This is a genomic window from Olleya sp. AS48 (assembly GCF_038900355.1).
Lineage (GTDB): Bacteria > Bacteroidota > Bacteroidia > Flavobacteriales > Flavobacteriaceae > Olleya.
The window spans coordinates 92,294-117,457 of record NZ_JBBMRD010000005.1; the positions used below are offsets into that span (position 1 = coordinate 92,294).

At 31.2% G+C, this 25,164-nt stretch carries 33 protein-coding genes and 1 tRNA gene; 18 read left to right on the plus strand and 16 right to left on the minus strand.

What is annotated here, in order from left to right; translation table 11 throughout:
• Positions 1–90: 90 nt before the first annotated feature.
• Positions 91–168 (plus strand) — tRNA-Pro (locus tag WNY60_RS07825).
• Between the two features lie 32 nt (positions 169–200).
• On the opposite strand, the gene WNY60_RS07830 is transcribed toward WNY60_RS07825, so the two are convergent.
• From WNY60_RS07830 to WNY60_RS07840, 3 genes are all read right to left on the minus strand, one after another.
• Positions 201–686 carry a hypothetical protein gene (locus WNY60_RS07830; RefSeq protein WP_145002310.1) on the minus strand — a complete coding sequence of 162 codons (486 nt, stop codon included), beginning with the start codon at positions 684–686 and terminating at the stop codon, positions 201–203.
• 87 nt (positions 687–773) lie between these two features.
• A complete protein-coding gene (locus WNY60_RS07835; RefSeq protein WP_339808563.1) occupies positions 774–926 on the minus strand; it encodes a hypothetical protein in 153 nt (50 codons plus the stop codon).
• 9 nt (positions 927–935) lie between these two features.
• Positions 936–2,300 (minus strand): NAD-dependent succinate-semialdehyde dehydrogenase, encoded by a 1,365-nt coding sequence (locus tag WNY60_RS07840; RefSeq protein ID WP_342862038.1) that lies wholly within the window; start codon positions 2,298–2,300, stop codon positions 936–938.
• Positions 2,301–2,482: 182 nt separating this feature from the next.
• Here WNY60_RS07840 and WNY60_RS07845 point away from each other — a divergent pair, with 182 nt between their 5' ends.
• From WNY60_RS07845 to WNY60_RS07870, 6 genes are all read left to right on the plus strand, one after another.
• Positions 2,483–2,809, plus strand: a complete 327-nt coding sequence (locus tag WNY60_RS07845; protein WP_292947585.1) for a YtxH domain-containing protein — start codon at positions 2,483–2,485, stop codon at positions 2,807–2,809.
• A complete protein-coding gene (locus tag WNY60_RS07850) occupies positions 2,810–3,157 on the plus strand; it encodes a hypothetical protein (protein WP_145002304.1) in 348 nt (115 codons plus the stop codon).
• Positions 3,157–3,360 carry a hypothetical protein gene (locus tag WNY60_RS07855; RefSeq protein ID WP_145002302.1) on the plus strand — a complete coding sequence of 68 codons (204 nt, stop codon included), beginning with the start codon at positions 3,157–3,159 and terminating at the stop codon, positions 3,358–3,360. Before WNY60_RS07850 ends, WNY60_RS07855 begins: the two co-directional genes overlap by 1 nt.
• Before the next feature lie 22 nt (positions 3,361–3,382).
• Complete coding sequence (locus tag WNY60_RS07860; protein WP_339808565.1) at positions 3,383–3,817, plus strand: hemerythrin domain-containing protein; 435 nt, start codon at positions 3,383–3,385, stop codon at positions 3,815–3,817.
• 8 nt (positions 3,818–3,825) lie between these two features.
• Entirely contained in the window at positions 3,826–4,902 is a 1,077-nt protein-coding gene (locus tag WNY60_RS07865; protein ID WP_342862039.1) for a DNA topoisomerase IB, read from the plus strand.
• Between the two features lie 137 nt (positions 4,903–5,039).
• A complete protein-coding gene (locus WNY60_RS07870; protein ID WP_145002296.1) occupies positions 5,040–5,198 on the plus strand; it encodes a DUF1328 family protein in 159 nt (52 codons plus the stop codon).
• Positions 5,199–5,209: 11 nt separating this feature from the next.
• On the opposite strand, the gene WNY60_RS07875 is transcribed toward WNY60_RS07870, so the two are convergent.
• Positions 5,210–5,593, minus strand: coding sequence for a hypothetical protein (locus tag WNY60_RS07875; RefSeq protein ID WP_339808567.1), 384 nt, complete (start codon positions 5,591–5,593; stop codon positions 5,210–5,212).
• A 178-nt stretch (positions 5,594–5,771) separates the two neighbouring features.
• Between WNY60_RS07875 and trxB the strand changes: the two genes are divergently transcribed.
• Positions 5,772–6,755 carry a thioredoxin-disulfide reductase gene (gene trxB, locus WNY60_RS07880; protein WP_342862040.1) on the plus strand — a complete coding sequence of 328 codons (984 nt, stop codon included), beginning with the start codon at positions 5,772–5,774 and terminating at the stop codon, positions 6,753–6,755.
• 80 nt (positions 6,756–6,835) lie between these two features.
• Here the strand turns inward: trxB and WNY60_RS07885 are convergent, their stop codons facing one another.
• The 4 genes from WNY60_RS07885 to WNY60_RS07900 form a co-directional block, all read right to left on the minus strand.
• Positions 6,836–7,660, minus strand: a complete 825-nt coding sequence (locus WNY60_RS07885) for a DUF2807 domain-containing protein (RefSeq protein ID WP_342862041.1) — start codon at positions 7,658–7,660, stop codon at positions 6,836–6,838.
• A 201-nt stretch (positions 7,661–7,861) separates the two neighbouring features.
• Complete coding sequence (locus WNY60_RS07890) at positions 7,862–9,712, minus strand: PspC domain-containing protein (protein WP_339808569.1); 1,851 nt, start codon at positions 9,710–9,712, stop codon at positions 7,862–7,864.
• Positions 9,705–10,049 (minus strand): PadR family transcriptional regulator, encoded by a 345-nt coding sequence (locus WNY60_RS07895; protein WP_145002286.1) that lies wholly within the window; start codon positions 10,047–10,049, stop codon positions 9,705–9,707. The genes WNY60_RS07890 and WNY60_RS07895 overlap by 8 nt, the downstream gene beginning before the upstream one ends.
• Before the next feature lie 67 nt (positions 10,050–10,116).
• Positions 10,117–10,563: a DUF4870 domain-containing protein gene (locus WNY60_RS07900; RefSeq protein ID WP_342862042.1), complete on the minus strand. Its 447-nt coding sequence runs from the start codon at positions 10,561–10,563 to the stop codon at positions 10,117–10,119.
• Between the two features lie 144 nt (positions 10,564–10,707).
• Between WNY60_RS07900 and WNY60_RS07905 the strand changes: the two genes are divergently transcribed.
• The 7 genes from WNY60_RS07905 to WNY60_RS07935 all read left to right on the plus strand — a co-directional run bounded on the left by WNY60_RS07905 (position 10,708) and on the right by WNY60_RS07935 (position 15,831).
• Positions 10,708–11,163, plus strand: coding sequence for a DUF4442 domain-containing protein (locus tag WNY60_RS07905; RefSeq protein WP_342862043.1), 456 nt, complete (start codon positions 10,708–10,710; stop codon positions 11,161–11,163).
• A 60-nt stretch (positions 11,164–11,223) separates the two neighbouring features.
• Positions 11,224–12,054 carry a TIGR00266 family protein gene (locus WNY60_RS07910; RefSeq protein ID WP_145002280.1) on the plus strand — a complete coding sequence of 277 codons (831 nt, stop codon included), beginning with the start codon at positions 11,224–11,226 and terminating at the stop codon, positions 12,052–12,054.
• 147 nt (positions 12,055–12,201) lie between these two features.
• The gene (locus WNY60_RS07915) at positions 12,202–12,399 is read left to right on the plus strand and encodes a hypothetical protein (RefSeq protein ID WP_028281676.1); all 198 of its coding nucleotides are present in this window, start codon (positions 12,202–12,204) and stop codon (positions 12,397–12,399) included.
• An 89-nt stretch (positions 12,400–12,488) separates the two neighbouring features.
• A complete protein-coding gene (locus tag WNY60_RS07920; protein WP_342862044.1) occupies positions 12,489–12,884 on the plus strand; it encodes a hypothetical protein in 396 nt (131 codons plus the stop codon).
• 70 nt (positions 12,885–12,954) lie between these two features.
• Entirely contained in the window at positions 12,955–13,758 is an 804-nt protein-coding gene (locus WNY60_RS07925) for an MbnP family protein (protein ID WP_339808573.1), read from the plus strand.
• 62 nt (positions 13,759–13,820) lie between these two features.
• Positions 13,821–14,867 carry a cytochrome c peroxidase gene (locus WNY60_RS07930; protein WP_342862046.1) on the plus strand — a complete coding sequence of 349 codons (1,047 nt, stop codon included), beginning with the start codon at positions 13,821–13,823 and terminating at the stop codon, positions 14,865–14,867.
• Complete coding sequence (locus tag WNY60_RS07935) at positions 14,854–15,831, plus strand: hypothetical protein (protein ID WP_186439200.1); 978 nt, start codon at positions 14,854–14,856, stop codon at positions 15,829–15,831. Before WNY60_RS07930 ends, WNY60_RS07935 begins: the two co-directional genes overlap by 14 nt.
• A gap of 37 nt (positions 15,832–15,868) precedes the next feature.
• Here WNY60_RS07935 and WNY60_RS07940 read toward each other — a convergent pair whose 3' ends face one another.
• Positions 15,869–16,807, minus strand: a complete 939-nt coding sequence (locus WNY60_RS07940) for a hydrogen peroxide-inducible genes activator (protein ID WP_342862047.1) — start codon at positions 16,805–16,807, stop codon at positions 15,869–15,871.
• Between the two features lie 104 nt (positions 16,808–16,911).
• On the opposite strand from WNY60_RS07940, the gene WNY60_RS07945 reads away from it, so the two are divergent.
• Together WNY60_RS07945 and WNY60_RS07950 are read left to right on the plus strand one after the other, a co-directional pair.
• Entirely contained in the window at positions 16,912–17,391 is a 480-nt protein-coding gene (locus WNY60_RS07945) for a Dps family protein (RefSeq protein ID WP_145002270.1), read from the plus strand.
• A gap of 124 nt (positions 17,392–17,515) precedes the next feature.
• Entirely contained in the window at positions 17,516–18,172 is a 657-nt protein-coding gene (locus tag WNY60_RS07950; protein ID WP_342862048.1) for a class I SAM-dependent methyltransferase, read from the plus strand.
• Between the two features lie 25 nt (positions 18,173–18,197).
• Here WNY60_RS07950 and WNY60_RS07955 read toward each other — a convergent pair whose 3' ends face one another.
• The 3 genes from WNY60_RS07955 to WNY60_RS07965 all read right to left on the minus strand — a co-directional run bounded on the left by WNY60_RS07955 (position 18,198) and on the right by WNY60_RS07965 (position 20,573).
• Positions 18,198–18,617: a BLUF domain-containing protein gene (locus tag WNY60_RS07955; RefSeq protein WP_145002266.1), complete on the minus strand. Its 420-nt coding sequence runs from the start codon at positions 18,615–18,617 to the stop codon at positions 18,198–18,200.
• Positions 18,618–18,754: 137 nt separating this feature from the next.
• A complete protein-coding gene (locus WNY60_RS07960) occupies positions 18,755–19,222 on the minus strand; it encodes a DUF2141 domain-containing protein (protein WP_339808578.1) in 468 nt (155 codons plus the stop codon).
• Between the two features lie 103 nt (positions 19,223–19,325).
• Positions 19,326–20,573 (minus strand): OmpA family protein, encoded by a 1,248-nt coding sequence (locus WNY60_RS07965; RefSeq protein WP_342862049.1) that lies wholly within the window; start codon positions 20,571–20,573, stop codon positions 19,326–19,328.
• 193 nt (positions 20,574–20,766) lie between these two features.
• On the opposite strand from WNY60_RS07965, the gene WNY60_RS07970 reads away from it, so the two are divergent.
• The gene (locus tag WNY60_RS07970; RefSeq protein ID WP_339808580.1) at positions 20,767–21,369 is read left to right on the plus strand and encodes a trimeric intracellular cation channel family protein; all 603 of its coding nucleotides are present in this window, start codon (positions 20,767–20,769) and stop codon (positions 21,367–21,369) included.
• Here WNY60_RS07970 and WNY60_RS07975 read toward each other — a convergent pair.
• The 4 genes from WNY60_RS07975 to WNY60_RS07990 form a co-directional block, all read right to left on the minus strand.
• Entirely contained in the window at positions 21,366–21,692 is a 327-nt protein-coding gene (locus WNY60_RS07975; protein WP_145002257.1) for a multidrug efflux SMR transporter, read from the minus strand. The two genes, WNY60_RS07970 and WNY60_RS07975, sit on opposite strands and share 4 nt — an antisense overlap.
• Before the next feature lie 106 nt (positions 21,693–21,798).
• The gene (locus WNY60_RS07980) at positions 21,799–22,164 is read right to left on the minus strand and encodes a DUF2200 domain-containing protein (RefSeq protein WP_342862050.1); all 366 of its coding nucleotides are present in this window, start codon (positions 22,162–22,164) and stop codon (positions 21,799–21,801) included.
• A 110-nt stretch (positions 22,165–22,274) separates the two neighbouring features.
• Positions 22,275–24,428: a M3 family metallopeptidase gene (locus tag WNY60_RS07985; protein WP_342862051.1), complete on the minus strand. Its 2,154-nt coding sequence runs from the start codon at positions 24,426–24,428 to the stop codon at positions 22,275–22,277.
• A 42-nt stretch (positions 24,429–24,470) separates the two neighbouring features.
• Complete coding sequence (locus WNY60_RS07990; RefSeq protein WP_342862052.1) at positions 24,471–25,157, minus strand: peptidylprolyl isomerase; 687 nt, start codon at positions 25,155–25,157, stop codon at positions 24,471–24,473.
• Positions 25,158–25,164 lie beyond the last annotated feature (7 nt).

Genomic DNA, 25,164 nt, shown 5'->3' on the forward strand with positions numbered 1-25,164 from the left:
ATTTTAATATTTTTTCTGGTTTTAGTTAAAAGAAAAAATGTATATTTGCACCTCCAAAAAGGAAACCCTTTGCGGGAATGATAATCAATTCGGGGTGTAGCGTAGCCCGGTTATCGCGCCACGTTTGGGACGTGGAGGCCGCAGGTTCGAATCCTGCCACCCCGACCAAAAAAAGCTTCAGTTTTACTGAAGCTTTTTTTTTATTCTAATTTTATATAATTCTCTGAATATATTCTTGATCCATTCTCGTCCAATTCTACTTGACTAAATCTATTTTTTGAAAGTATTAGTTCGTATTCAAAGGTTTTTCGAAGTTTCATGATATTATCCATAGTTAATGATCCATATTCAACATGTTCCGTTAGAATATTATCATTAATGTTGTATCTACCAAAAGCAAACCATTCGGTTGAATCTGCAGGTCTTTTTTTACTCCACATAAATTTTCCATCGGTAAACAATTTAATTTGTTTTTGATTGGCATTGGAGATTGTGGAATCTTTGATTTTATCGTTGACATAGTTATAGAAACTTACTAATTGCCAGGCACCTTGAAGATTTTTACTTTTATTGTCTGTTTTAATTTCTGTAAAATCCTTTGTGCTGGTTTCGCGATTTATGTCACTATTATTATTACAAGAAAATAATAATAGCAGAATTACTGAAAGTAGTATTGTGTTTTTCATAATTCGTTAATTAAGTTGTTGATTTACTACAATTTACGAAAAAATAATGAAAACTTTTTTGTTAGTACAGAATATATTTAAACCATATTAAAACCATTTGAAAAAGAAACCAGAAATTAATACTGCCACGACAAGCAATAGTAATATTATTGCTACAAAGCCACTTGTTAATTTAGTTGTTTTGTCTTTTTGTAAAATGTAATCTTTTCTATCTTCGTTTTTATCTTTTATTAAACTCATATTTTAGTTTTATTTGTTAATGTATACTGTTTTTGTATTTACAAATTCTAATATTCCTTCTTTTGATAATTCTCTACCGTAACCTGAGGCTTTTGTTCCGCCGAAAGGCAATCTAGGATCAGATTTTACCATTTCGTTTATAAATAAAGCACCATCAGGGATTTGACTGATATTATCATAAATGCCATCAATATCTTCTGTGAAAATCATTGTGCCCAAACCGAATCTAGAATTTTTAGCTAGCTGTAGAGCATCTTGTTTATCCTTAGCTTTAATTATTGCTGCTACAGGTCCAAAAGTTTCTTCATCAAAAACTGGCATTCCAGGCGTAACATTAGTAATTATAGTTGGTTGGTATTTTGCTTTTTCTCTGGTATTACCATAGTGCACAGTTGCGCCTTTTTTTAATGACTTGGTTACTTGTTTTTCTAATTCTTCAGCTAAATCTTCTCTTGCCATGACGCTCATATAGGTGTCTTTGTCTTCAGGGTTACCATATTTTAAAGCTTTTACCTTTTTAGTGAATTGCTCTAAAAATGTGTCATAAATTTTTTCTGTAACAATAAACCGTTTCGCAGCAATACAACTTTGACCATTATTTTGCATTCTGGCGCTAACCATTGTGTCTAAATATTTATCTAAATTTGCGTCATCTAATACAACACAAGCATTATTACCACCTAATTCTAATACAGTTTTTTTAAGGCTTTTTCCAGCAACAGCTGCTATACTTTTTCCTGCTTTTTCGCTACCAGTAAGTGTCACAGCTTTTACTATATCGTTTTGGATTACCGCTTCTAAATCCTTGTGGTTAATTAGTAAAGCTTGAAAACATCCTTCAGGATAACCTGCATCGATAAATAATTTTTGTATCGCAATTGCTGTACCTGTTGAATTTGATGCATGTTTTAAAAGCCCCACATTACCAGCTGTCAATGTTGGAACAGCAAATCTAAAAACTTGCCAAAAGGGGTAATTCCAAGGCATTATGGCTAATATTGTACCTAAAGGGTCGTAGCTTATAAAACTTTCTGAAGCTTCAGTTTTAATGATTTGATCAGATAAAAAGATGTCTGCATTAGCAATGTAAAAATCACAAAGTACAGCACATTTTTCAATTTCGGCAATACCTTGTGCTATCGGTTTTCCCATTTCGGTTGCCATTAATGTGGCATAATCTTCTTTATTTTCTTCTAATAGATTAGCTAAATTTTTTAATAATTTGGTCCTGTTAGGAATTTCGGTTTGGCTCCAAGTTTCAAACGTTGTGTTTGAAACAGTTAATATATTAGAAATTTCTTCTGGCGTGTGATAATTATATTTATTAATTACGTCACCTGTATGCGGATTAGCTGTGATTATTTGCTTTTTCATTGGTTTTATTTTTTGTTAAAATTATAAATAATCCATAGTAATTTATGGTTTAAATCTTATTTTAACATAGATTTATCAATTTATTTAAAGTTTTATTAAGAATAATTAAACGCTTATATTTTATCTTTGTTTCAGGCTGATACAAACCGTCAGTATAATTATTAACCATAAAAAAAAATAAAATGAGCAAGAACACAAATACAGCGTTAGGACTATTATTAGGAGGAGCAATTGGAGCAACTTTAGGAATATTATTTGCACCAGATAAAGGTGTCAATACAAGAAAAAAACTTAAGGACGACGCAATTGCTACTAAAGATAAATTAGCAGATAGTGCTTTACATTTAAAGGATCAAGTAGCTAGTACCATAACGTCACAAAAACATAGTTTAGATTCTCAGTTAGAAACTGTAATTTCTGATGCTAGTTATAAAGCAGACGATGTAATTACTACGTTAGAAAGTAAATTAAAAGATTTAAAAGCGAAGAATAAAAAACTTCAAAAATAGATGACTGTTTTTGAATCCATACAAGATACCTCGAATCAAGCGATTGATAAAGGTGAAGAATATTTAAAAAAATCCCATGAGTATTATAAGCTAAAGGTTTTTCAGCAATTGACAATGTCAATTAGTTTAGTTTTAAAATCATTATTAATTGGTGGATTAATACTTATAGGATTTGTTTTTGTAGCTGTTGCTGGAGCAATTGCTATAGGTAACATGTTAGATAGTTTTTCACTTGGCTTTTTAATTGTCGGTCTTATTTTTATTTTATTTTCTGCAGTTATTTATTTAATAAGAAAACAGATAAATAGTAAGGTTATTCAATCACTGTCAAAAACATTTTTTGAATAATGATGAAACAATATAAAACAGAACACGATTTAGAGAATGACCTAAAAAGACTTAGTCTTGAAAAGCAAATTGCATGGGAAGAATTAAAATCTATTAAAGGAGACTTTAAAGAAGCTGTGCAACCTCCAAATTGGTTACAAACAGGTTATAAAATGTTTACAAAATTTGGAATGATGATGTTATTCAAAAAAATAATAAAATAATCTAACCATTAAAAATCAACCAATGACCATATTTGAATCCATAAGAAAAGACCATGATACCCAAAGGGAGTTACTAGATCAGTTGGTAAAAACTACAGGAGATAGTAAACAACGAGATAAAATATATAAGCAGTTAAAAAATGAATTAAATATTCATGCAGAAGCGGAAGAACGTCATTTTTATAAACCACTTATAAGTAATGACATGATGCAGGAAAAAGCTAGACATGGTATTGCCGAGCATCACGAAATTGACGAATTGTTAGAGCAATTGGATGATACGGAATATAGCTCTTCAGCTTGGCTTAAAATAGCTAAAGATCTTAAAGAAAAAGTAGAGCATCATCTAGAAGATGAAGAACACAAGTTTTTTCAGTTGGCAGGAAAAGTTTTTAATGACACCCAAAAAGCAGCATTAGCCAAAGATTATAGATCGTATATGGATACTAATTTATAGATTTATAAGTGAAAGCTTTGCATACAGATATTTACAATCAAATTCTTTTACAACCAGAACAGGTTATAGAAGAATTTGATTTGGTTTATACCAATCCTTCTCATTTAAAGATAATTAGAGAACGCTTAGATGATGACTTTATTTTTAAACTTAAAAATAGAGTCATCAAGGAGGCAAATGAAATAAACAGATTTAAACAGTTGGTTATTCCTCCAGCGTGGAATAATGTAAAAATTTCTCAGTTAGAAAACGGTCACCTACAAGTGGTAGGTCGTGATGCTAAAAATAGAAAACAATATAGGTACCATCCTAAATGGAATAAAATTAGAAATCAAACCAAATTTTATAAAATGTATCTTTTTGGGCAACAGTTACCTAATATAAGAGCACAAGTAGAGGTTGATTTGGACCAAACTACATGGACGCAAACCAAAGTATTAGCATTGATTGTAAGATTAATGGAAGAAACACATATACGGATTGGTAACACACAATATGCTAAACGTAATGAAACCTATGGTCTTACTACATTAAGGTCAAAACATGTAAATACTTTTAAGGATAAAATTCAGTTTGAGTTTGTTGGTAAAAAAGGTAAAGCGCACAAAGTTTCTATTAGAAATAAAAAGCTAATAAAATTAGTTAATAAATGTGAAGAAATTCCTGGTTGGGAGTTGTTTCAGTATTACGATGCTAATGGGGAAAAACAAAAGGTTGATAGTGCTATGTTAAATAAGTATTTACAGGATTTAAGTGGGACGCTTTTTACTGCAAAAGATTTTAGAACATGGGCTGCAAGTATAATTTGTTTTGAAACCTTAAAGGAATTAGGATACACAGAAGATCCAAAATTAAATAAGGAACATATTTTACACGCCATGGATGTTACATCAAGTCAATTAGGAAATACAAGAAATGTCTGTCGTAAATATTATATACATCCTGCAATTATTAAAAACTACGAAGAAGGTACCATTGTCAACTATTTTGAATCTCCTAAAAAAAAGAAACAAATTTTAAGTCACTTCACACCCATGGAAAGCGCTTTAATGCGACTTTTAAAATCATATCAGCCAGAATTTTAATTGGGATTTCTTAATAACGTCTTAAATAGCAGTGTGCTTATGTTAAGTGCAGTTAAAGTCTTTGTAAATGCGTGTTAAACAGTATTATATATGGTTGCATAAATTGTAAATTTGAATAATATTTAAAACAATTAATTATGCGCTGGACTATTTTTTTTATAATTCTTGCATTTATATCAGCTATTTTTGGTTTTGGTGATCTAGCAGGAAACTTAGCATTTTTGGCTAAGCTGTGTTTTTTTGTATTTGTAGCTTTATTTATTGGTACAGTTTACAAGTTTATATCAGAACATTAAAAACTTATAAATTAACTATTAGTACCTAAAAGCTGTCTTACTTGAGATGGTGTTTCAATTTTATAAAATTTATCTTCAATTACTAATATAGAATTAGCAAGTACTTCTGGATTATTTTGTATTACTTTAATCCAATCCTCATCCGTTAATACCGCTTTATTATCATAATTTTTAGTAAAATCTGGATGCTCCTTATTTATTAATTCAGCTACAGCTATATTTAATTTAGCAGCAATTTCTATCCATTGAGTGTCAGAAACTTTAGTTTTTGAAATATCAATTGTTAACGTTTTTTTTACACTATCTTGAATGTACGCTAATGTTTGTTTATCTACATTAGAGTTAGAATTATAGTAAAATGTATTTTTATTAGTGTTGGTCGCTATCACACCCATTGGTTTTTAAAATTAAATTAGAGTTTCAAGTTAGAATATTTCAAATAAAGTTTTCTTAAAAAAAAGAAAAAAAATAGACTATAAGAACTCTTTATTCTTTAATAATAACTTTTAATAAGTCTAGTGTAAGTTTTCTTATAAAAATTCTACTTTTGTAGAAGATAAAAATGAATATAATATGTCAGAGAATATAGAAAAAGTAAAATGTTTGATAATAGGTTCTGGACCTGCAGGATATACAGCAGCAATATATGCAGCAAGAGCTAATATGAAACCTGTTTTATACCAAGGAACACAGCCTGGTGGACAATTAACAACTACAAACGAAGTTGAGAATTTTCCTGGTTATCCAGATGGTATTACTGGTCCAGCAATGATGATGGAGCTACAAAAGCAAGCTGAACGTTTTGAAACAGATGTTAGAGATGGTTGGATTACTATGGTAGATTTTTCTGGAGATGTACATAAAGTATGGGTTAATGGTGAAAAAGAAATCCACTGTGATACCGTAATTATATCAACTGGAGCAAGTGCTAAATATTTAGGTTTAGAGTCTGAACAAAAATATTTAAAACTAGGAGGTGGAGTTTCTGCTTGTGCTGTATGTGATGGTTTTTTCTACAGAAATCAAGAAGTGGTAATTGTGGGAGCAGGAGATAGTGCTTGTGAAGAAGCACATTACTTATCAAAATTATGTACTAAGGTAACCATGTTAGTTAGACGTGATGAGTTTAGAGCGTCTAAAATTATGGCTGAACGTGTTAAAAATACTAAAAACATAGAAATCCTTTATAATACCGAAACGGAAGAAGTTATTGGTGACGGTCAGGTTGTAACAGGTGTTAAAGTTTTAAATAATCAAACAAAGCAATCACACTTAATTCCAGCAACTGGATTTTTTGTGGCAATTGGACACAAACCTAATACAGATATTTTTAAAGGCTTTTTAGATTTAGATGAAACAGGTTACATTATTAATGCTAAACCAGGAACCTCTAAGACAAATATAGACGGTGTTTTTGTTAGTGGAGATGCTGCAGACCATGTGTACAGACAAGCTATTACAGCTGCAGGTACAGGATGTATGGCAGCTTTAGATGCAGAACGTTATTTAGCAGCTAAAGATTCTTCTTTTGAGGTTAGCACTTCTACTTATAACTAGTATTTAAATTTTAAAATAAAAAAAAACCGAAGCAATTGCTTCGGTTTTTTTTATTCATATATTTTTGGAATACAATAGTCTTATTTTTTCTTTAAAATAGCATTATCCTCAAAGGTTTCAATTGTGATTTTAGAGCTTCCAAAGATTTCTATTATTGAAGATCCTGAGGCTTTTACCACTAATTCTCCACTAACATCTACGTAAGCTTCAGCTCTATTTTCTGTAGTTACAGTTGCGTTTTTTGATGTTAAATTTTGGCCATTAAAATCCGTCGAGTTATCAGCATTTAATATTAAATTAGCTGTATCACCTTCAATTTTTGCATCCGCACTCTCTAACATATCAACGACTATTTTAGACGCGTTAATTAATGCTTCAACCTTACTGCTTCCGTTTAGCTCTAAAGTAGCAGCTTTTGCAGTAATATTTAATTCAGCTTTAGCTTTATCATTATTTATTAATTTAAATAAATTACTGTCTATTGTTAAGTAAGCTTCTGTACTACTAGAGATTGTTAATGTTAGGTCATCAAATTTTAAGCTAGATTTAGAGCTGATTTCTGCATCCTCCTTAAGCTCGATAGTATTTAAAAGCGAATTATAAAATATGGTTATTTCAAGTTTTTTTTCTTGCAATCTTGCAGTTGTTTTTAAACTTAAGGTGTTATCCTGAGATATTATTTTAATGTAATTATGTAAGTTTTCGTCTGTAGTAATTTCAATTCTAGTAGAATCTGCTTGTACTAAATTAACTTCAAAGTCTTCTGTTAAAACTAAACGCTGAAAAGCATTGACAGGAGTGGATACTTTGGTAAGGACACGACTACCTTTAACCTTTTCTTTTTTTTGTGCAAACGTAAATGTAGTTGCAAGAAGAAATAATATTGTAAGTAATTGTTTTGACATTTATGTATTTTGATTTGTTAGTACAAATATAAGCAAAAACCATCCCAAACTTGATTAAAGCTTGAGATGGCTGGTTTTTTTGATGAATTTTTGATAAAATTATCCGTCCTGTTTAAAATAAAATAGACACGATGGAGGTTATTAGGTACTCGATTAATGTGATCATAATGGTTAGTTTTTGATTTGATTGATGATTATGGTTTAATTTTGATCTTTATTATTGGTTATATTAATTCCGTCTTCTTCATTAATAGTGACTTTTACGTTTTTTGTACTTGCTTTTGCACCTTCGTCGTTAATAATAACATCCATAGTGTCTGTTTTTGCCACTATACCTTCTTGGTTTACAACAATGGTTGAGGTGTTGTCGTTATCTGAAGCCATGTCATTATCGTCGTCACAATCCAAACATTCTAATTTAGCACGTTTTACTAGTAAAAAGTGTTCTTCCATTCCGTTATTTAAAATATCGTTATAATAATGACTGTTGTTTCTGTGGTAATTATAAGTACTTTCTTCAGCAAATAATACGCTTCCTTCTGGTAGATAAATCGTTAGTTCTACTTCTTGATCTCTTGAAATGTCATTATTAGATACCGTAAAGTAGTTGTCTAATATTAAGTTGTTGTTATTTAAAGTGTAATTATAGCTTATGTTTTTTGCTCTGTCTTTAGCTTTACTGTAGCTGCTTCCTCTAGCAGATTTATCCACTCTAAGTTTAGCAACACTATCTTTAGTAGACTTAACAATTAGTCTGATCCCTTGAGAAAACACAACCTCGTTTCCGTTATCGTCGTCAGCACGTTGTAATCCATAATCACGTCTAAAACGTTCAGCAAAGGTGTCGTTATAGTTCATGCTAATCACTAAGGTATCATTAGTTTTAATGTTTGCTAATTGTTCTGTTTTAATGTCTGCAGCTTTTTCTTTATAGCTTAAGCCTTGTCTTGTACCAATAATGGCTAAGCCAATTATTGCCATAATCCATAATCCAATTAAACTATATTTAGCAACACTACCCATTGGTTTTAGGTTGTTTACTAATATTTTTAAGCCTAAGTAAATAAAGAAAATAATTGGGATAACAGATACTATAAATATTAAGACTGGAAATAACCAAAAAAGCCCATCACCATCATTGAATGTTCTAACATAATCTGTGGTAAAAAAGCCAAAATCGGCATTAAAAAAGGTTCCAAATATTAAACCAATTGCTAAAGCTATGATACCAGCAACGCATGATACTACAAGTGCAATACCAATAAATTTAGAAAATATTTTAAATAAAGATGAAATAACGTTTCCTAAACCTCCAAAAAAGGATTTACTACTAGATTTGATCTTATTTGTATCTATCTTTTTTACCGAATCTGATATGTTGTCTGACGCCTGTCCAAACCCTTCTTTAAACTTGTCCGCATGTTTTTGAAAATCTATGTTTTTTACATTCTCTGATACGCTGTCAAATCCGTCTCTAATTTTTTTTTCAATATTAGAAATAGTAACTTCCTCTCCAGTCATGTTTAATTTATCAGCAGTCGTGGTTGCTTCTGGAATAAAAATCCATAATAATATGTACAAGAAAATACCAGTACCAGCTCCAAATACTAAAAGTATCCAAACTAATCTTACCCAAATAACATCAATATTAAAGTAGTGTGCTAATCCAGAACAGACACCACCAACATAGCTGTTTTCTGTATCTCTAAATAGTTTTTTAGCATTACTGTTTTTAGATCTTGATGAAGCATGGCTTTTTGGAGTAGGTTCGTCCTCAAATATTTCGTCATCTACCAAATAATCTTCTGGTTGTCCCATGATGGTAATAACATCCTCAACTTCTTTATTACCAATAACTTGTCGGTCTGTTTTCATGCGTTCAGAAAACAACTCTGCAATTCTAATTTCTATATCAGCGATAATTTCAGAACGACCTTGAGAGTCTGTAAATGAACGTTTTATAGCCTCAAGATAACGCTGCAGTTTTAAGTATGCATCTTCATCGATATGAAAAAATATACCTGCTAAATTTATATTGACTGTCTTATTCATTTTTAGTTGATTTAATTGATGTTACTATATTTACTGCATTTTGTAATTCGTTCCAAGTCGTGGTTAATTCTTTTAAAAAAAGATGACCTGTTTCTGTCAATCCGTAATACTTACGTGGTGGTCCAGAGGTGGATTCTTCCCAACGATAGTTAAGTAATCCAGCATTTTTAAGTCGTGTTAGTAAAGGGTATATTGTGCCTTCAACAACTAATAATTTAGCGTCTTTAAGTGTTTCTAATATTTCGGCAACGTATGCATCTTCGTCCTTCAAGACTGACAAGATGCAGTATTCCAGAACACCTTTGCGCATTTGTGCTTTTGTGTTTTCTATCTTCATAATTCTGTAAGATGTTTCATAATTAAACTGTTCGTTTTTTGATGATTTGATTGATTGATGATGTGTGTTATTTGATAAATTTTATTGTAAATGGATATTTGTATGCTTGACCATCTCTTGCTTTTAGACTTGCATTAATTATAAAAATAATTTCTAATATAAAACCAAATACAGCCAGTAGTCCAATGCTACCACCAATATAAAATAGAGGTGACGGTTTGGTAAGATTAATATTAATGCCTTCAAAAGCCTGAAAATCTAATAAGTCTAAATGGTTAAATAAAGTGAAAGCAAAAAACGGTATACATAATGTGCCTATGATTACAGCATATAATAAAATGCTAAACTGAAAATTAATAGCTTGTTTACCATGAGCATCAATAAACTCTGATTTATCTTTATTAGCAACCCATAATACTATTGGAGCTATTAAATTTCCGAAAGGAAATATAAACCTAGCAAAAGTTGATAAATGAATAAATGTTGCTAGATTTTTTTGATGACTGGTAACCATAATTCAAAAGTATATAATAGTTTCTTATGCAAATATATATCTTTAAAAAGGTATTATGCAATACAAAGTACTAAAAATTAACATTTTTTTAACATAGTGTAATGTCAATTATTTTCGATAATTTAGCTAAAAATTGAATATATAATGAAGATAACTCCTAGTAAACTCAACACCTTTACAATACTTAAGTTACCATCAGCTTTTTTGTGTGGTGTTAGAACAAAAGTTTTAAATGATAGACAATGCGTAACAACTGTAAAGCATAGATGGTTTAATCAAAACCCTTTTAATTCTATGTTTTGGGCTGTTCAAGGTATGGCTGCGGAATTTGCAACTGGTGCCATGATGATGATGAAAATACAAGAAACAGGTAAAAAAGTATCCATGTTAGTCACCTCTAATAATGCCACGTTTACTAAAAAGGCGACAGGCAGAATTACCTTTGTGTGTAATGATGGTTTAAAAGTAGATCAAGCATTACAAAATGCTATAAAAACTGGAGACGGTCAAACTATTTGGATGCAGGCTATTGGTACTAATGCTGATGGAGTAGTAGTATCAACATTTAATTTTGAATGGTCTATTAAAGTAAAAAGCTAAACTCCAATTGTAACAAATTGTACAATTAAGCAACATATAATAAATTAAAACTTTACAAATATGTATCCAAAAGACGAATTACCTCAAAACAGTTTAAATGCACATGACATAGATTATAAAATTTATGGCGAAGAAATGCAATATGTAGAAGTAGAACTTGATCCGCAAGAAGGCGTTATTGCAGAAGCAGGAAGCTTTATGATGATGGATGATGGTATTAAAATGGAAACCATATTTGGTGATGGCTCTCAAAACGATTCTGGTTTTTTAGGAAAAATATTTGGAGCAGGAAAACGATTGTTAACTGGAGAAAGTTTGTTTATGACAGCATTTTACAACAACTTGACAGGAAAGCGTAAAGTAAGTTTTGCATCACCTTATCCTGGAAAAATTGTAGCTATTGATTTGCTGGAATACAAAGGTAAGTTTATATGTCAAAAAGATGCTTTTTTATGTGCAGCTAAAGGTGTTAGTGTAGGTGTAGAATTTAGTAAAAAATTAGGTCGTGGTCTTTTTGGAGGCGAAGGTTTTATAATGCAAAAATTAGAAGGAGACGGATTAGCTTTTGTACATGCAGGAGGAACTTTAGCAAGAAAAGTATTGCAACGAGGAGAGACATTAAGGGTTGATACAGGATGTATAGTTGGCTTTACTCAAGACGTGAATTATGATATAGAGTTTATTGGAGGTATTAAAAATACCGTTTTTGGTGGTGAAGGTTTGTTTTTTGCAAAATTAGAAGGTCCAGGCGTCGTATATATACAATCGTTACCATTTAGTAGGTTAGCAGGACGTGTATTGCAAAGTGTACCAAGAGGAGGGAAAAGCAAAGGCGAAGGTAGTATTCTTGGTGGTTTAGGAGACTTATTGGATGGTGATAATCGCTTCTAAGTAAATAATTTTAACGTGTTTTTAACTGTTAAAATTTTGGATACATCAATTTTGAACCTGTTTTTTTGCTACCTTTAATCGAAACTTTTAAACCGTTTGCCTATAGCATACTATTACTTTTTATTTAACTAAACCTAATAATTAATTATGGCAAGAGCAATGTTTGAGTACACTAAAACTGTACTGCAAAAAGTTAGTTTTGATACCACGTTGTTTTGCAAAGAAGTCCAAAAAGCCTTAGAGCGACTTTTACCATATGAGGTAGAAGAGCTTAAAGTGTATATTGAGTCTTTAGTACAGCAAAACCCAAAATTAGACCAATGTTTAATATATCTAAACACTTAAAAATATAAAACTAAAAAGCGACCAACAGGTCGCTTTTTTTATATAAATAACTTAAGTAATGTTATAAATTTGAACTAAATGATATAACTTTGCAAAAATTATTTTTTCTGAAAAAGCTGTTTACAATATTATTGTTTTTATCCTTTGCAATACGTCCTATGTATTACGTTGGTTATGTGGCCTATTTTCAGTTAAATATAGATTACATTATAGATACCTATTGTGTTAATAAAGAAAAACCACAATTAGCTTGTAATGGTAAATGTCATTTAGCAAAACAATTGCAATCACCAATAAGTGATGATAATGATAGTAAAGCTATAACTACTTTGGCAGAATCTTTTTTTCCTGTATTTTACTCGGAATACCACTATACTCTAGACGCTTCTTCTCTAATGTTTTTTAATCAAAAAAATATAACGATTTATAACCAAAGGTATTCTTACAACTTTGATTATTTTCATTTTAAACCTCCAATAGTATAATTTTTTATTTTTCGGCTTAAGCCAAAACAGGCTTAATTACATTCTATTTAAATAAAAAATAACAATACAAATGAAATTATTAAAATACACATTTGCACTATTAGCGTGTGCAATATTTACAGCATGTTCATCAGACGATGATAATAATCAACCAGAAGATTTAACAGGACAAACAGGTGTTATTACACTCAAGTATGACAATGGAGTTGGTGATCAGGATTTTATATTTGGTACCACTTACAATAAATCTAATTCAGAATCTTTTAAATTAGAAACGTTAAAATACATGATTAGTAACGTAAGATTTACGGATTCTAATGGTAATATTTTTGAATATCCAACAGAGGATAACGTTTTTATTATCAACGAGCTTGATGGTAATAACGCAGGCGAAATCTTTGTGACATTAGAAGGTGTGGACGCAGCAGATTACGTATCTGTTACTTTTGGTGTAGGGATTGACCAAGACAGATTTGCTTTAGGTGCAGCAGGTCAAGGTACTTTTTTAGACTATGCAACAGACCAAGGTATGATGTGGAGTTGGGCTTCGGGATATAAATTTATAAGATTAGATGGTACCTATTCTACAAGTGCAGTGTCTGACCAACCATTAGCAGTGCATATGGGAAGCGTTGGGACAGCATTAGATAATTATAAGGAAGTAACGTTAAGTTTTCCAAATACAGTTTTGGTTAGAGCAGATAAAACACCAGAAGTACATATTAAGGCAGATATAGCTAAAGTTTTTGATGGTACAACAACAGCTAATTTTGCTGATGGTTATGATCAAGTACATACAGATGTTAATGAGACACCAATAATCGCAACAAACATAGCTACAATGTTTGAGGTACATCACGTACATAACGATTAAAACTTATCTAATAACACCATTAAAGTCTAAGTGATTTTAATGGTGTTTTAAATCTCATTATTATGAAAAAGTTAAGCCTTATAATTTTGGGCTTGGTTACACTGTTTGCGTGTTCTAATAGTACAGATACAGCAAACTATGTTCCCATACCTTTACAGTTAGATTTGCCATCCAATTTTCCAGATATAACTTATAATTTGGATAATAATCCCATAACAGACGCTGGTTTTGAACTGGGTAAAAGACTATTTTACGAAGGTAAATTATCCTCTAATGGTGCAATAGCTTGTGCTTTTTGTCATGAGCAAGCTTTTGCTTTTACACACCATGGACATAATTTAAGTCATGGTGTAAATGGAGGAATTGGTTTAAGAAATGCACAACCTATCCAAAATTTAGCTTATCAAACATCCTTTATGTGGGATGGTGCAGCATCGCATTTGGATTTGCAACCTATACTTCCTATTACTAGCGAGTTAGAAATGGGTGAAACCTTATCCAATGTTATTGTAAAATTACAACAGGACAGTTATTATCAAGAGCAATTTGCTAAAGCATTTGATGGAGGAGAAGTCAATACGGAAAACATGTTAAAAGCATTGTCTCAATTTATGTTAATGATGATTTCTTCTAACTCTAAGTACGACAAGTATGTTAGGCAAGAAGATAATGTTACATTAACAACAACAGAGTTGGATGGTCTAAATACGTTTCAAAATAAGTGCTCAAGCTGTCATGCTTCAGACCTTTTTACCGATCAAACCTTTAGAAACAATGGTTTGCCAATTAATCCACAATTAAACGATAAAGGACGTTTTAATATACTAGAAAACCCAGAGGATTTGTATAAGTTTAAAGTGCCAAGCTTACGTAATGTAGAGGTGTCTTATCCTTATATGCACGATGGACGTTTTTCTACCTTAGAAGTCGTCTTAGATTTTTACAATTCTGGTATTGTGGATAATGGTAATGTGGATGCGTCATTACAAAAAACAGATGGGACTTACGGTATCTCACTTTCAGCATACGAAAAAGAGAGTTTAATAGCTTTCTTAAAAACATTAACCGATAATCAATTTTTAGAAGATGAGCGTTTTGCAGAATATTAAATATTTAATAATAGGAGTCGTTTTATTTAGTGTCGCTAAAGCGGAAGCACATAATCCCGTAAACCCTTGTAATAAACATGAACCATTTCAGGTATTGTGTGATTTATGTGGCTGCTCTACAAGTAGCGGAAGTTTTGGTTTTGGAACTTTAAGCAATGCTAACTTTGTTGGTTTAAGATATATTTATCAAAATTTTGAGTCTAAAAACGGGATTTTTGAAAACTCTCCAATAAGCAAGGAAACCTTTAATACCATACAATTATGGGCTCAAATACCAATTAATGATTCTTTTTATGTCACTACAAGTCTACCATATCAAGATTTGACAAGAGACTTTAATAACGTAAAAGAAAATTTAAACGGATTAGGAGATGCAAGTGTTATAGGATGGTACAAACACGTGTTTTATAAAAAGAAAGATGAAAACGTCGTAGACTTTAATCCTAATAAAGAACCATCAGGTCATAGTCTGCAGTTTGGTTTAGGTGTTAAATTACCTACAGGCCAGTTTGAACAAAGATTAGCAGATAATATTAATCCTGGATTTCAAGTTGGTACAGGTAGTGTTGATGGTGTTTTTTCTTTAGGTTATAATTATGGAAGTGATAAATTTGGTGTCAATACGCTACTTAGTTATTATTTAAAAGGCGAAAATAAAAATGACTACCAATTTGGGGATCAATTTAGTTATGCAGTAAACTTTTTTACTGCAATTCCGCGACAAAAAATGAATATCATGCCATTTGTTGGACTTTCAGGAGATGTATATGATTCTATTACACAATACGACGAAACGTTAAGAGATACAGATGGAGATATTTTAAACTTTAGCTTTGGATCCGAGTTGGCTATCGAAAAATTTATCTTTGGAGCTAGCTACACATTACCAGTTAGTCAAAACTTATTTGGTGATAATGTACAGTCCAAACAGCGATTGTCCGTTTATGTCAATTTTGCTCTTTAAAAAAAAGCGACCATTTGGTCGTTTTTTTTTATTTTTATTATTTAGATATAGGACTAATTATTTGCACGTTTTGAAAAGCAATAGCACCTCTAACAATACCAGAAATCACGTCTTGCATTGCTTCAATAATTTGCATTTTAAGCTCGCTTTTATGATATATTAAGCTAACTTCTCTTGCAGGTGAAGGTTCTGTAAAATAATGTAGATTCTTTTTATCTCTATCATTTAAGTCTAAGGTATGTAAATAAGGCATTAATGTCATGCCTAGACCTTCGTTAGATAATTTAACCAAAGTTTCTATACTACCACTTTCTATTTGAAACTTATCATCACTATGGTTTTTAAAAGCCTTACATAAATTAATAACACCATCCCTAAAGCAATGACCATCTTCTAGTAAAAGCATGTCATCTATTTCTAAGTCAGAGGTTTCTAACTTTTTCTTGTTTTTTAACCTGTGATTTTGTGGTACGTAAGCAACAAATGGTTCAAAATATAGGACGCGTTCTTTAATATTTTCGTTTTCTAAAGGTGTTGCAGCAATTGCAGCATCTAAATGACCATCGTTAATTCTAGATATTATTTCTTCGGTAGTTAACTCTTCAATTTTAAGTTTAACCTTAGGATATTTTTTAACAAAATTGGTTAAAAACATAGGTAATAATGTTGGCATAACGGTTGGGATAATACCAATCTTAAATTCGCCACCTATATAACCTTTCTCTTGATCTACAATATCTTGGATTCTGTAGGATTCATTAACTATATTTCTAGCTTGGGTTACTATTTTTTTACCTACTTCTGTTAACTCTATTGGTTTTTTACTTCTATCAAAAATTAAAACATCTAATTGATCTTCTAATTTTTGTATTTGCATACTTAATGTTGGCTGTGTTACAAAGCACTTTTGAGCTGCTTTTGTGAAATTTTGATTTTCTGCAACAGCAAGTACATAGGATAATTGAGTTATTGTCATCGATATAGTTTAAGACTATAAAAATATAAAATCTATCAATAAAACTTATATATTAATTGGTTTATTTAGTTGTAAATTTGGTTAAACAAATAAATAACAATACTATGACTTACAATAGCTTAGGACTAGACACAAAAAAAACTAAAGAATTAGCAGATCAATTAAATCAATTACTGGCTAATTTTCAGATATATTATCAAAACTTAAGAGGAATCCACTGGAATATTAAAGGTAAAAACTTTTTTGGGTTACATGTTAAGTTTGAAGAGTTATACACAGATGCAAACATGAAAGTAGATTTAATTGCAGAGCGTGTTTTAACTTTAGGAGAAACACCATTGCATACTTTTGAAGACTACGTTAAAATAGCTAAAGTACCAGTAGGACATAATGTATCTAAAGATGAAAACGCTGTAGCTTTAATTGTAACATCTTTAACAGAATTATTAAAATTAGAACGTGACATTTTGGATGCTTCTGGAGATGCAAATGATGAAGGTACTAACGCTATGATTAGCGATTTTATCTCTGAGCAAGAAAAAACCATTTGGATGATGAATGCTTGGTTAGGTAAAAGCTTATAATGACATTAATTTTTGATTAAAAAAGAGCTACATAAGTAGCTCTTTTTTTTTGAAACATAGTTTTTGTAGGTTTGCTAAAGATACTTATATAAAGTAAGTATTTTGTGTGTTAATAGTTAAGATAATGAAGACTCCAAAAACACCTTGGCCAACCAAAGCAGCTATGGAACAGGTTTATAAATTAAACCTTTGGGGAAGTAATGCGTCAGAATTTTATTCAGGTGAAGGTTCGCATAATCCGGATTTGGTTAATCCTTATATAGAGGTTATTGTATCTTTTTTAAAAACATTCAAAACACCAATAAGTGTTTGCGATTTGGGCTGTGGCGATTTTAATATTGGAAGTAATTTGTACAATTATGCTAGTAAATATTTTGCTGTAGATATTGTACCAAGCCTGATTGATTATAACAAAAGCAATTTTATAGCAAATAACTTGTCCTTTAGTTGTTTGGATATTGCTTTAGACGAATTACCGTCTGCAGATTGTGCCTTAATTAGGCAAGTTTTACAACATTTATCTAACAAAGAAGTCAAAAACATATTGCAAAAGCTAAAGGCTTACAAATATGTTATCATTACAGAGCATATTCCATCATTTGATTTTATACCTAATCTAGATATAATTTCGGGACAAGGTATTAGACTTAAAAAGCAGAGTGGTTTGGATGTTTTAAAAGCACCTTTTAATTTTAAGATTAAATCTCAAGAAGCGCTTTTAACTATAAATTTAAAAGAAGGGAAAGGTAAAATTGTAACAACTAAGTATACACTACAATAAATTATTACTTAAAATAGGGTCAGATTTACATAGCAATGTTTTCTAATAATATGTCTGCTACTTGTGGAAGTCTATTAATTAAATCTTCTACAACTTTAGGATCGCTTAAATCTGTTCTTATACCTGGAATTAAACTTAATGAAGGATCATCAAAATCTGCACAACCCATACTCCAAATGCCAAAAAGTCTAGTCTTTACTGTTTGATCATCAATTATTTTGATTTTACTATGTCTTATATCTCGACGTAAACGGTTTAACAGGTCGTCAATAATATTATGGTCTCCTTCTATAACCTGAACAAATAAACCATCCTTATGCATTAGCACACCTGTAATATTATCTATTGTGTTAAATGCACGTGCGTCATGTAATAAATCTAATAAATCACGTTTATTAAAATGTTGTGTGGCTTGACTAGAGTAAATTATTCGACGATAGGTCATATATTGATTATTAAGTAGGTAATTAAGAGCGTTGGTTATCACTAAGTTAATCAAAAAAAAGATAATGTTGAAAAAAAATGCAAAATTAAAAAAGCCACGATATAGTGGCTTTATTTTAATTTGTTTTTTGGATAGTCCTAGAAGCGTACATCAAAGTTTAAATTTTTATTAGTTACTTCAAATTTAGCTTCAGAAAAATTAGGAGGACCATAAGATAGCGGATTGTTAGACATACCATAGTTTTCCTGAGGCATACCATTTTCAAAATCCATACGATTATTTTCATTTTCATCATGTAATACCATTATTGCGTATGCACCAGGTTTTACATTTTTAAAAGTTACCGTTACAGTATTATCTTTTATCGAGCTATTTATATTTTGTATGCCTTGACTTTTCATCCAAGTATCATTGGTATGTAAAGCAAACATTATTTGTCCTGAATTGTTTTTTACTTTATTAACTACAACAGTGATAGTTTGACCAGTATCTGTAGTTTCATCAGCATCTACTTGTGCAAAGGAAAATGAAATGCTAAGAATAAAAACTACTAAGCTATTTATAAAAGTTAAGTACTGTTTTTTAGATGTTTTAAAAGTCTTCATAAGGTGTTGTTTTAATTGGTTAACACTTCAAATTTGCAATAAAGACAACTATTAGACTAAAAAACTGTACTCAACTGTTATTTTTTATAGTTCAATTGTAGAATTAAATCATTGGTATGATTTCTACACGTCTGTTTTTATGTCTGCCTTCTTCCGTATTAGAAGAATCAACAGGAAATTCTTCACCAAAACCTCGCGTTATTAGTTTGGTTTTATCAATACCTTTTGCAACTAAATAATCTCTAACAGCATTGGCTCTAGCTAAAGACAGTTTTAAATTAGTTTCTGCAGAGGACGTATTATCTGTGTGTCCTGATATTTCGTAAGTTTTAATGTTTGATTTTGTAATGTAAGAGGCAACATTATCTAATATTTTTTTGCTTTCAGCTGTGATTTCAGATTTACTCAATTCAAAATAAATTAAAACAGCTTTTGGTTTAGATGTTATATTTGTTTGATTAATATCAGCTTCAGGAGGACAACCATTATTGGTGTTTAGTCCTTTAACAGAGGGACATTTGTCAAATTTGTCTGGTACACCATCATTATCGGTATCAGGTAAAGGACAACCGTTATTAGTTTTGTCTCCAGCAAAATTTGGACATTTGTCATATGGGTCTGCAACACCATCGTTATCAGCGTCTGGACAACCATTTAAAGTTCCAGCGATATCTGGACAATTATCTTCTTGATCCATTATACCATCTTTATCTGTATCTGGGCAACCATTAAACATTGCTAAACCAAATACATTAGGACAATTATCTTCTTTATTAATTATACCGTCGTTGTCGTTATCTGTTCCACCAAATTTAAAAATTATACCAACAGAATGTTGGAAGTGGCTTATACCATAATCATCCAATGCATGTTTATATATGGATTGACCTGTCAATCCAAAATTATAAGTCAACCAAACATTTAATCCAACACCAGCATTTGCTGTAAGTGATTTACCTAGTGTATCAACCCAAGTTAATCCACCTCCTATAGCAACATAAGGGTTTACATTAAAATTATTTATAACGTTATATTTAGCTAGACCATCTAAAGCTATTAATGAAAACTTTTTGTCAACATCAATATAGTTTTGTTTGATTCCTGTCAATGTTACAGAACCTTCCAAAGATAAATTACCTGTTAGGTGTCTAGAAATTGCGCCTTTAAAACCAGCAGCTTCCCAATTCCAAGTTTTAAAACGTCCTAAATTATTGGGTGCTTTTAATACAGGATTATTAATTGCATTAGTGCTTAAACTGGCTGTCCATGGAGAATACACATCTTGCGCTTGTAAATTTTGAGATACAGATAGTAGCAGGACAACAGTTAGTAGTAAAACTAATCGTTTCATTTTTTTTAGAATATTGGTTAATAGCATGACCAATATAGTTTAAATAATAATAATATTAAAACTAATAAGATTAACGGTTAGCTTAGGCAGATTAACTAGTATAAGTCGTTTGTTAAATCCAATTTTGATAATTATTATAGTTTAAGGTCTTAGGTTTATTTTATAAAAACTAATTTTGCTTTTTAAATTTACTATGTTTTACATTATAGATATTTTAGGAACAATTGCTTTTGCAATTTCAGGTGTGTTGGTAGCGCTAAATAAGCGTATGGATGCTTTTGGTATTTTAATTATCGCATTTGTTACAGCTGTTGGAGGAGGTACTTTAAGAGATGTTTTAATTGGCGAAACACCTGTTAGCTGGATGAAGGATATGACTTTTATTTACGTTGTTATAGCATCTACTATTTTTGCTGTTGTTTTTAGATCTAAAATTGATTATTTACGTAAATCCTTGTTTTTATTTGATACTATTGGTATTGGATTGTATACAGTTGTTGGCGTTGAAAAAGGAATTTCGGCTGGATTACATCCTATTATTTGCATTTTTTTAGGTACAATGAGTGCTTGTTTTGGAGGTGTAATTAGAGATATTTTATGTAATGAAATTCCTGTGATTTTTAGAAAAGAAGTGTATGCAACAGCTTGTATTTTGGGTGGAGCGACCTATTTTGTTGTCATTAAATTACCCATAGCATCAGATTTTGTTTTTGTAATTGCTGGAGCAGTAGTAATAACCGTAAGACTTATTGCTGTAAGGTTTAAAATTAGTTTACCTAATTTATATAAAGACTAATTAGCAACTACTTTTAATCCTACTATAGATATTATTAAAGTGGATATAAAAAATAGTCTCCAAAAAGTTGCAGGCTCATCAAAAACTACAATCCCTAAAATAACTGTCCCAATAGCTCCAATACCTGTCCATACAGCATAGGCTGTCCCTATAGGCAGTTGTTTGGTAGCTTTTAACAGTAATAACATACTTATAGCTAGACATATTATAAATCCAATATACCAATAGGTAGCTATTGTACCACTAGACTCTTTTGCTTTACCAAGACAGGCAGCAAAAGCTACTTCAAATAATCCAGCAATGATTAAAATAATCCAATTCATATATTTAGCAGAGTTATTTAATTTTAACCAAAAATAAAGTATTTAAATAGATTTAATATAACAAAGGATGATTGAATGAGGGAAACAACAATAGAGTTATAAAGTATCAATTCTGTCTTAAAATTTTATCCATTTTACGACCTCTAGCCAATTCATCGACCAATTTATCTAAGTACCTTACTTGCTGTGTTAAAGGAAACGTTATGTCCTCAATACGATAACCACAAATTACACCTTTAATAAGGTTAGCATTTGGGTTAAGTGTCGCCTCTTCAAAAAAGGTTTTAAATGATACTTTTTTGTCAATTAAGGTTTCAATTGTTTTAAAATTGTAGCCTGTCAACCACTGGATGACTTGATGTAATTCCTCAATTGAACGTCCTTTTTTTTCTACTTTAGTAACATAATGTGGATATACGGAAGCAAAAGTCATTTTAGCAATTCTTTCATCTTGTTTAGCAGTAACTATCATATTGTTAAAATGTTTGAAAGCTTCAATAGGTATCTTTAAAAAAATAATAACCCTATAAATAAGTTTTAGAAATTATAAATAGGGCTATTTTATTAAACTATAATAAATTATTAATTTGTTGTAACCGGAAAACCTCTATCACGCATTAAAGCTTCAATTTTAGCACCTCGACCTCTAAATAAATTATAAGCTTCGGCTGGATCCATACTATTTCTTGGTGCAAATAAGTACTTAACTAATTTATCTGCTAAAGCTTTATCATAAAAGCCATCAGGCGCATCTTTAAATGCTTCTGAAGCATCGCTAGTTAGGACATCTGCCCACATATAACCATAATAAGCTGTAGCATACCCTTCGCCAGAAAACACGTGACCAAAATGTGGTGTTCTGTGACGCATTGGTAACTCTTTTGGCATGTTAAGTGACGCTAAAGTTTCTGTTTCAAACTTAGCAATATCAATATCTGTTGGGTCTGCTAAATGTAATTTCATATCCATTAAGGCAGATGCTAGATATTCTGTAGTAGCAAAACCTTGATTAAATGTTGCTGCTTTTTTGATTTTAGCAACAAGTGTCTCAGGAATTGGTTCTCCTGTTTTATAATGCACTAAAAACTGATTAATAACTTCATCTGTAGATAACCAACGTTCTAATAATTGACTCTGAAACTCAGTATAATCTCTAACACCTCCATTTAATGTTGGGTATTTTACATTAGATGAAAAGAAGTGTAATGCGTGTCCAAATTCATGAAAGAAAGTTTCGGCATCATCCCAAGATATTAAAACAGCTTCGCCTGGAGCAGCTTTTACAAAGTTAGAGTTGTTAGATGCTAATACTGTTTTTGGACCATCAAAAGTGGTATGACTTCTATAGGTTGTAGCCCACGCACCAGATCGTTTTCCTGGTCTAGCAAATGGATCTAAATACCATAGTCCAATGTGTTTTCCAGAATCTAAATCAGTAACTTCCCAAACTTTAACGTCTTCATGAAAAACAGGTACTTTTCCTTCTTCCACTGGAGTGAATTTATAATTAAATAAACGTCCAGCTGTATAAAATAAGGCTTGTGTTAATTTGTCTAATTGTAAGTATTGTTTGACCTGGTCACTATCTAAATCGTATTTTTTTTGACGTACTTTTTCAGCGTAAAAACGATAATCCCAAGGTGCAATTTCTATATTTTTACCAGCAGCATCAGCTACAGCTTGCATATCTGCAACTTCTTCTTTTACTCTTGCAATAGCTGCAGGCCACACAGCTTCCATTAATGCCATAGCGTTTTCTGGTGTTTTTGCCATACGATCTTGCAAACGCCATTCGGCATAATTAGAGTAGCCTAATAATTTTACACGCTCTCTTCTAAGTTTTAAAATTTCTGCGATAAGCGCTTTATTATCATAAGCATCTCCATTATCTCCTCTAGAGTAGTAGTTGGTCCAAACTTGCTCGCGCAATTGACGTTTAGTACTATAAGTCAAAAATGGATCCATTGAAGATCTTGTATTTGTGATAGCATACATGCCATCCTTACCATTATCTGTTGCTATTTTTGCTGCAGATTTTATAAAACCATCACTTAATCCGTCAAGTTGGTCTTTAGTTAAATATGTGATATAGTTTTCTTCGTCATGTAAAACGTTATCTCCAAATTTGTTATATAGTGTGGATAATTCTTTATTTATTTCAGCATAACGTTTTTTCTTAGCGTCGTCTAATTCGGCTCCATTCATCTCAAAACGCTTGTAAACCAGTTCTGTAACACGTTGCTGGTCTGCAGGAAGCGGGTTGGTTTGTGAGGCATCATAAACAGCTTTTACACGTTTAAATAAAGCTTCGTTTTGATTAATTTTAGTAGTATAATCAGATAATTTAGGAGCTAAAGCACTTTGCACATCTCTAAATTCTGGACTACTCATATTGCTACTAAAAATACCATAATACGTAAATACATTATCTAGGCTATGACCTGCACGTTCCATAGCTTCAATAGTATTTTTAAAAGATGGTGCTTCCTTATTATTTGCAATAGTCTCAATATCAATTAGACCTTCTTCAATGCCTTCTAAAACAGCAGGTTGGATTTGGTCAACTTTCATTTGGTCAAAAGCAGGAACACCACCATAAGGTCCTGTAAAGTCTTTAAGTAATAGGTTGTCACTCATAGGTTTAGAATTGTTGTTGGTTGTAGCATCTTTTTTACAACTAGTACTTAGTAAAATGATAGTACAAGTTAGGATGCAGTAAATTGCATTTGTTTTCATAGTTTAGTTAATTATAGCTTAAAAATACTTAAAAGTAAGTCACTATTCTAGAATTTTGACTGTTTTAATATAGATATTGGTAAGTGGCCAATCAGACTCGTCAACAGTTACTGCATTAATCTTATCAACAACATCCAAACCATTGATGACTTCTCCAAAAATAGTAAAGTCACCATCTAAATGAAACGCATCTTGTTGAGTAATAAAAAACTCGTAAGGAGAGGCTAATTTATGTGGATTTTCAATATCACTACTAGGCATAGAGATTACACCTCTTTTATGTGTAAATCCACGTTTGGTATCTGTTGGTAATAGATAGTGACCAATTTTACCACGTTTGGCAGCAACTTTTACATTGTCTGTATTACCACCTTGAATGATAAAGTTTTTAACCACACGATGAAATTGCGTATTGTCAAACGCACCTTGTTTAGTCAGAAAAATAAAATTGGCACGATGAAACTTTGTAATGTCATGCAATAAAATATCAATATTACCCATGCTTGTTACCAACCGCACTTTGTTTTCTTTGTTTTTAGTCTCGTATTCTAAAAAAAAGTCCATTGCGTTATCCTCTGTCAAGTAAGGATATTTACGCGTTGGAGTGGTGTCTTTCTTTATAGTATCAATAGTTGTTTTAGATAAGTTTGTTGTCGATTTAGATTTGGATTGTTTATCTTCACAATTAAGAAAGATTAAACAAAAACCAACCAATAATAATACGCGCATTTTTAAA

What these genes read in the sequence shown, in the direction of transcription:
- WNY60_RS07830 (WP_145002310.1), bottom strand. Translation starts at nt 686, where the DNA reads ATGAAAAACACAATACTACTTTCAGTAATTCTGCTATTATTATTTTCT.
- WNY60_RS07835 (WP_339808563.1), bottom strand. Translation starts at nt 926, where the DNA reads ATGAGTTTAATAAAAGATAAAAACGAAGATAGAAAAGATTACATTTTA.
- WNY60_RS07840 (WP_342862038.1), bottom strand. Translation starts at nt 2,300, where the DNA reads ATGAAAAAGCAAATAATCACAGCTAATCCGCATACAGGTGACGTAATT.
- WNY60_RS07845 (WP_292947585.1), top strand. Translation starts at nt 2,483, where the DNA reads ATGAGCAAGAACACAAATACAGCGTTAGGACTATTATTAGGAGGAGCA.
- WNY60_RS07850 (WP_145002304.1), top strand. Translation starts at nt 2,810, where the DNA reads ATGACTGTTTTTGAATCCATACAAGATACCTCGAATCAAGCGATTGAT.
- WNY60_RS07855 (WP_145002302.1), top strand. Translation starts at nt 3,157, where the DNA reads ATGATGAAACAATATAAAACAGAACACGATTTAGAGAATGACCTAAAA.
- WNY60_RS07860 (WP_339808565.1), top strand. Translation starts at nt 3,383, where the DNA reads ATGACCATATTTGAATCCATAAGAAAAGACCATGATACCCAAAGGGAG.
- WNY60_RS07870 (WP_145002296.1), top strand. Translation starts at nt 5,040, where the DNA reads ATGCGCTGGACTATTTTTTTTATAATTCTTGCATTTATATCAGCTATT.
- WNY60_RS07875 (WP_339808567.1), bottom strand. Translation starts at nt 5,593, where the DNA reads ATGGGTGTGATAGCGACCAACACTAATAAAAATACATTTTACTATAAT.
- trxB (WP_342862040.1), top strand. Translation starts at nt 5,772, where the DNA reads ATGTCAGAGAATATAGAAAAAGTAAAATGTTTGATAATAGGTTCTGGA.
- WNY60_RS07885 (WP_342862041.1), bottom strand. Translation starts at nt 7,660, where the DNA reads ATGTCAAAACAATTACTTACAATATTATTTCTTCTTGCAACTACATTT.
- WNY60_RS07890 (WP_339808569.1), bottom strand. Translation starts at nt 9,712, where the DNA reads ATGAATAAGACAGTCAATATAAATTTAGCAGGTATATTTTTTCATATC.
- WNY60_RS07895 (WP_145002286.1), bottom strand. Translation starts at nt 10,049, where the DNA reads ATGAAGATAGAAAACACAAAAGCACAAATGCGCAAAGGTGTTCTGGAA.
- WNY60_RS07900 (WP_342862042.1), bottom strand. Translation starts at nt 10,563, where the DNA reads ATGGTTACCAGTCATCAAAAAAATCTAGCAACATTTATTCATTTATCA.
- WNY60_RS07905 (WP_342862043.1), top strand. Translation starts at nt 10,708, where the DNA reads ATGAAGATAACTCCTAGTAAACTCAACACCTTTACAATACTTAAGTTA.
- WNY60_RS07910 (WP_145002280.1), top strand. Translation starts at nt 11,224, where the DNA reads ATGTATCCAAAAGACGAATTACCTCAAAACAGTTTAAATGCACATGAC.
- WNY60_RS07915 (WP_028281676.1), top strand. Translation starts at nt 12,202, where the DNA reads ATGGCAAGAGCAATGTTTGAGTACACTAAAACTGTACTGCAAAAAGTT.
- WNY60_RS07925 (WP_339808573.1), top strand. Translation starts at nt 12,955, where the DNA reads ATGAAATTATTAAAATACACATTTGCACTATTAGCGTGTGCAATATTT.
- WNY60_RS07930 (WP_342862046.1), top strand. Translation starts at nt 13,821, where the DNA reads ATGAAAAAGTTAAGCCTTATAATTTTGGGCTTGGTTACACTGTTTGCG.
- WNY60_RS07940 (WP_342862047.1), bottom strand. Translation starts at nt 16,807, where the DNA reads ATGACAATAACTCAATTATCCTATGTACTTGCTGTTGCAGAAAATCAA.
- WNY60_RS07945 (WP_145002270.1), top strand. Translation starts at nt 16,912, where the DNA reads ATGACTTACAATAGCTTAGGACTAGACACAAAAAAAACTAAAGAATTA.
- WNY60_RS07950 (WP_342862048.1), top strand. Translation starts at nt 17,516, where the DNA reads ATGAAGACTCCAAAAACACCTTGGCCAACCAAAGCAGCTATGGAACAG.
- WNY60_RS07955 (WP_145002266.1), bottom strand. Translation starts at nt 18,617, where the DNA reads ATGACCTATCGTCGAATAATTTACTCTAGTCAAGCCACACAACATTTT.
- WNY60_RS07960 (WP_339808578.1), bottom strand. Translation starts at nt 19,222, where the DNA reads ATGAAGACTTTTAAAACATCTAAAAAACAGTACTTAACTTTTATAAAT.
- WNY60_RS07965 (WP_342862049.1), bottom strand. Translation starts at nt 20,573, where the DNA reads ATGAAACGATTAGTTTTACTACTAACTGTTGTCCTGCTACTATCTGTA.
- WNY60_RS07970 (WP_339808580.1), top strand. Translation starts at nt 20,767, where the DNA reads ATGTTTTACATTATAGATATTTTAGGAACAATTGCTTTTGCAATTTCA.
- WNY60_RS07975 (WP_145002257.1), bottom strand. Translation starts at nt 21,692, where the DNA reads ATGAATTGGATTATTTTAATCATTGCTGGATTATTTGAAGTAGCTTTT.
- WNY60_RS07980 (WP_342862050.1), bottom strand. Translation starts at nt 22,164, where the DNA reads ATGATAGTTACTGCTAAACAAGATGAAAGAATTGCTAAAATGACTTTT.
- WNY60_RS07985 (WP_342862051.1), bottom strand. Translation starts at nt 24,428, where the DNA reads ATGAAAACAAATGCAATTTACTGCATCCTAACTTGTACTATCATTTTA.
- WNY60_RS07990 (WP_342862052.1), bottom strand. Translation starts at nt 25,157, where the DNA reads ATGCGCGTATTATTATTGGTTGGTTTTTGTTTAATCTTTCTTAATTGT.